Below are 5382 nucleotides of genomic sequence, written 5' to 3' on the forward strand. Positions count from 1 at the left end.
GTGAGTTTCTAAATCAACCTAAAATAGCTTTGATCAAGATTTTTTACTTAAAATTGTACATTATTTCAGTTAACTGTTCCCGTTAAAAGCAAGCCGCTCAACATTGGAGATTAAAGAACTTATAGATTCCATTCATTACAATAATGATGAATCTGCCTTTAATGAATTGTATAAGCTGCTGATCAATAGCCTTAATCAGTTTGCCTGGTCTTTTTTGGGCGATAAGGAAGCTTGCGAAGAAATTATCAATGATCTTTTTGTAAACATCTGGACGGGCCGCAACAAGCTCAACAAGATCTCGAACCCCAAAGTGTACTTTTATGTGGCAATAAAAAATGCATGTCTCAACCACATCCGAAGCAATACCTCGAAAAGAAACCGCGATGCCCAGCTCGCAGAAACCTACTATTTTCATTTATCGGTTGATCCGGCGCAATTGCTCATCAGTAAGGAGCTGGAAGCAGGCGTACTAAAAGCAGTAAATAGTTTACCCCCGCGCTGTAAGCTCATCTTTAAAATGGTTAAGGAAGATGAGCTCTCCTCTAATGAAGTGGCGGATATCCTTGGTCTGTCAAACAAAACGGTATTTGCACAATTGGCTATTGCGCTGAAGAAGCTTGATGAGGCGCTGGGTAGTAAGTAGGGTAAATGTCTGATAACTCATATCATTGCGAGGAGGCACGACGTGGCAATCGCATGCTATACAGGGCGGCTATGCTTCCGTGCGATTGCTTCGTGCATCACAATGTGGCATATTTCAACATGGGTGTCATGCTGAGCTTGTCGAAGCATAGCGCGGGGGCCTCTGCACGCATCCTTCGACAGGCTCAGGATGACAGGTCCTCCACACCTAATGTCATCTCTTAAACTCGCGCTCGTTGCAAACGAGCGCAAGATGATATCGGAGTTATCTCAATCCCCTCAAAAAAATATTTTAATTTCTTTTAGGAAAAACCGGGAGTAGCTGTGTCCTTAAGCCAGAATACCAATTACTATGAGCAAATCCAGGTTTATTGAGTTGATGGCCAAAAGTATGGGCGAATGTGCCAGTGCTGAAGAGTTGGCCGAACTCGACATATTTCTTGAACAATTTCCCAATTATAAAAAAACATACGAGGTTACTAACGCTTTAAAAGGAAACGGTGCGCAACCGGCCGAAGCAAAGCCTGAAGAAATTAACGGGAAGCTGGAAGAGATCTGGAACCGGATCAAAAGTTCGAACGAAAATGTTGAGGTTGATACTAAGGTAAGACCAATGTTCAGGTGGCAATGGGTTGCCGCCGCCATACTGGTGTTTGCTGCTGTAGGTGCTTTGTTTTACAAAAGAATGGAGCAACAAGACAGCCTGACTGCAGAAAATGTATTGTATGAAATTCACGTGCCTTACGGTAAAACCCAAAAGCTGAAGTTGCCCGATGGTACGCAGGTTACATTAAATGCAGGCAGTACTTTTTCATACCCGGAAGCTTTTGAAAAAAATACCCGTGATGTAAGCCTTACCGGCGAAGGTTTTTTTGAAGTGACCAAAAATGCTAAGAAACCTTTTCTGGTACATACAGCCAGGCTTGTTGTAAAGGTATTAGGTACGGTTTTTAATGTAAAGGCCTACAATAATGATAAAACGGTTGAGACTACCTTGTTAAAAGGTAAAGTGCAGGTTGAATTAAAGAACAATCCGGAAAAAAAGATCATCCTGCTGCCTAACGAAAAATTGATTGTTGTTAATAACCGGGAGCCTCAAAGCGTAAAGCCTAAGGAAAGTAAGATAGAATACCAGGTAACCGCTTTACCCGATGTTAAGCCCGATGAAGTAAAGGAAACAGCCTGGGTTGATAACAGGATCCTGTTCACTAATGAATTGTTTGAGGATGTGGCTGCGCAAATTGAACGCAAATATAACGTGCAGGTTGTATTTGAAGATCAGAAGCTGCGTACCGAGCAGATAAGCGGATTGCTTGATAAAGAGTCATTGCAGGAAGCTTTGGGTATCATTGAAATGACCACACCTTTTAAATTCAGGGTGGATGGGCAAACGGTTTACCTGTCTAAAAAAGAAAAATAGAGTCCAAATAAACTAACTAACCACTTAATTAACAGCTTATGGTATTGAAAACTTACTTATCAGATTCCTGAAAATCCAAAATAAACAAGGGAAGAGCTGTCACTCCTCCCCGCAAACAAATAGGATTTTATTAACGGAGTAAGCCATTGCAAAACAGCGCTTACTCCATCCATTTATTTTCAAAACAAATGTAATGAAAAAAACAAGAAGGGTGTTCCCGCTTCGTGGCGCCCCCGTATGTCTCAAAGTTATTTTGCTGATGAAAGCAGTATTTTTTATGGTCCTGGCTACCTGCGTACAAGTTTCTGCAAAAGTATATTCACAGCAGAAATTTACACTTAGCTTAAAGCAGACCGAAGTAAGCAGTATCCTTACTAAAATTCAAAAACAAAGTGATTATCGTTTCTTTTACAACTACGCCAGCATCAAAAAGTTGGGAAAGGTTGATCTTGACGTAAAAGATGCAACAATTGACGAATTGCTTGCAGCTATTATTGATGATAAGCTTTCCTATAAAATGAACGATGATCATGTAGTGATCATCGCTAACCCCGAGGATGCCAAAAGTTTAGCGCTTGTAAAAGGGAAAGTTGTTGATGCCAAAGGCGAACCCCTTATTGGTGTGAACATCCGGTTGCAAGGTACAAATCAGGGGACCACTACCGATGTAAATGGTAATTTCAGTATTGATGCACCGGTTAATGGAGTGCTGGAAATATCTTATATCGGGTACGAAAAAAAGGTAGTTACTATAACCGGAAGCCAAACTTTAAACATTACACTGGTTCCTTTGCCATCTGCATTAACGGAAGTTGTGGTGGTAGGTTACGGTACCACTAAAAAGATAGATGTTACGGGTGCTGTAGCCAGCGTAAAGGGCAGCGATATTCAAAACCTACCAGTAGCATCGGCAACTCAGGCGTTAGATGGTCGTGCAAGTGGTGTAAGCATTGTACGTAACGATGGCTCACCAGGTGCTGCACCAAGTATCCGAATCCGTGGTACTGGTACTGTTAATGACGCTAATCCGCTAATTGTAATTGACGGTGTGCCTACCAGCAATCCAGATGCATTAAGTGATATCAACCCTAATGATATTGCTTCGGTTGATATATTAAAAGATGCCTCGTCAAGTGCTATTTACGGTACCCGGGCTGCAAATGGCGTGGTTTTGGTTACTACCAAAAGAGGTACATACAATCAAAAATTGGCAACTGCAGTTAATTTTTACAGCGGTTTTTCCAACACAACAAAGTATCTCAACCTGCTAACTGCCCCCGATTTGTATAAATTGAAAAGAGAACGTTATACCAATGATGGTGTGCCAATTGATGCCCCATGGGACAATAGCTATTACGCTACACAAAGAACCGATTGGCAACGTGCGATTATGGGTACTGGCCATGTAACTAATGGTGATGTTAGTATCCAGGGTGGAAACGACGCTTCAAACTATTACTTTTCAAGCTCTATTTATAACGAGGACGGCATTATTGATAAAACCAACTTCAAGCGTTACAGTACCCGTATCAATTCAGAGCATAAAATAACCCCGTGGTTAAAATTGGGTGAAAATGTTCAGTTAACCTATGGTAACAATAACGGCTTTAATAATAACGACTCACAAACAGGCTTGATTTTTTCGGCATTGCGTTTTAACCCGGCAATACCTTTGGTTAACCCTGACGGTACTTATGGTACATCAAAAGCATTTGCTAACCAACTGGGTGATATTAACAGCCCTTACGCCACCATTCAAATGGCCGACAGGTATACAAAAAAATACCGGGCATTAGCTAATGCGTTTGCGGAAATTACTTTCTTAAAAGAATTGAAATTAAGGGTTAACTATGCTTTTGACGGAACTTTCATCCGTAACTACAATTTCAATATTGCCGATAATAATCAAACAAGGCCAAATCCATATTCAACTTTAACACAATCTGAAGAGGAAGTTTCATCACAACTGCTTGAGTCGTTCCTTACTTATGATAAAGTGTTTGGTAAAAGCCATGTAACCTTTACCGGTGGTTATTCATATCAAAATTTTAAAGATTATGGTTTTACCGCTTATAGGACCGGATATGATGATACCGATCCGGATCAACGGGTGCTAAATAACGGTAATGGTCAATTTAACTCAAATTTGCTTGCTTTGCCATCTTCGTTACAGTCGGGTTTTGCGAGGTTGTTTTATGATTTTGACAGCAGGTACCTTGCAACTGTTACATTCCGTGCAGACGGTTCATCAAAATTTGCTCCGGGTAAGCAATGGGGTTATTTTCCCGCATTCTCATTAGGCTGGAGGATCACGAGCGAGAAATTCATGAAGAATATTACATGGATCAATAACCTGAAATTAACCGGTGGTTACGGTGAATTAGGTAATCAAAACGTATTGCCTTTCCAGTACTTGAGTTTGATAAGAATTGGAAGTACCTATGAAAACGGTGGTTATGCCTTTGGTGGTACCGGTGTAAGTGGTGCAGCTGTAACCAGCATTGCCAACCCGGATATTACATGGGAGCGTACTGCGATGACCAATATTACACTTGATGCAGGTTTCCTGAATAATCAGTTAAACACAACGCTCACATATTTTAATAAAAATACTAAAGGCATGCTGATATCTCCGCCAGTGGTTGGTTCAGCAGGTTCGGTATCTATTCCTAATCAAAATATCGGCACCATGAACAACAAGGGTGTTGAGGTTGAGGTTAACTACCAGGGGGGTGATAAGTTGAAATACACATTTGGTGCAAACGCTTCGTTCATTAAAAATAAAGTAACCAAACTTAATGGTGAGGGTACCTTTATAGGTTCAACAGTTTACGGACGCTCAAGTCAGGAGATCTCAAGAACATATCAGGGGCAGCCAATAGCCTCCTTCTATGGATGGAAAACAAATGGCTTGTACCAAACACAAGCGGATATTGATAACGACCCGGCGCTGAAGAATGATCCGCGTAAAGCGAATATTAAACCTGGTGATGTGCGTTTTCTTGATTTAAACGGCGACGGGCAGATTGATGGTAACGACCGTACTAACCTTGGCAATCCAAATCCTAACGCGACAGTTGGCGTGCAGGGTAGCCTATCGTACAAAGGATTTGACTTTTCGGCAAACCTTACCGGCGTATTTGGTGTAAGCCTATACAATGCCGACAGGATGCAGGGAATCGACCCAACTTATCCGTTTAATCTTTATGCCGAAGACCTTAACCGCTGGACAGGGCCGGGTACAAGTAACTCCATACCTCGCATGTCTTTAGACCGTGCGAATGATAATTACCGAACATCGGATCTGTTTGTCGAGAGCG

The 5382-nt window shown here is 41.5% G+C and carries 3 protein-coding genes; all 3 read left to right on the forward strand.

Features of this window, described 5'->3' with window-relative positions; genetic code table 11:
* The first annotated feature begins 103 nt into the window (after nucleotides 1–103).
* A complete protein-coding gene (locus VF500_RS22465; RefSeq protein ID WP_330861819.1) occupies nucleotides 104–643 on the forward strand; it encodes an RNA polymerase sigma-70 factor in 540 nt (179 codons plus the stop codon).
* A 351-nt stretch (nucleotides 644–994) separates the two neighbouring features.
* Entirely contained in the window at nucleotides 995–2062 is a 1068-nt protein-coding gene (locus VF500_RS22470) for a FecR family protein (RefSeq protein ID WP_330861820.1), read from the forward strand.
* 193 nt (nucleotides 2063–2255) lie between these two features.
* The coding region (locus VF500_RS22475; RefSeq protein WP_330861821.1) for a TonB-dependent receptor at nucleotides 2256–5382 on the forward strand (3127 nt) is incomplete at its 3' end.

Source organism: Mucilaginibacter sp. (genome assembly GCF_036383575.1).
Classification (GTDB): domain Bacteria; phylum Bacteroidota; class Bacteroidia; order Sphingobacteriales; family Sphingobacteriaceae; genus Mucilaginibacter.

What these genes read in the sequence shown, in the direction of transcription:
- VF500_RS22470 (WP_330861820.1), top strand. Translation starts at nt 995, where the DNA reads ATGAGCAAATCCAGGTTTATTGAGTTGATGGCCAAAAGTATGGGCGAA.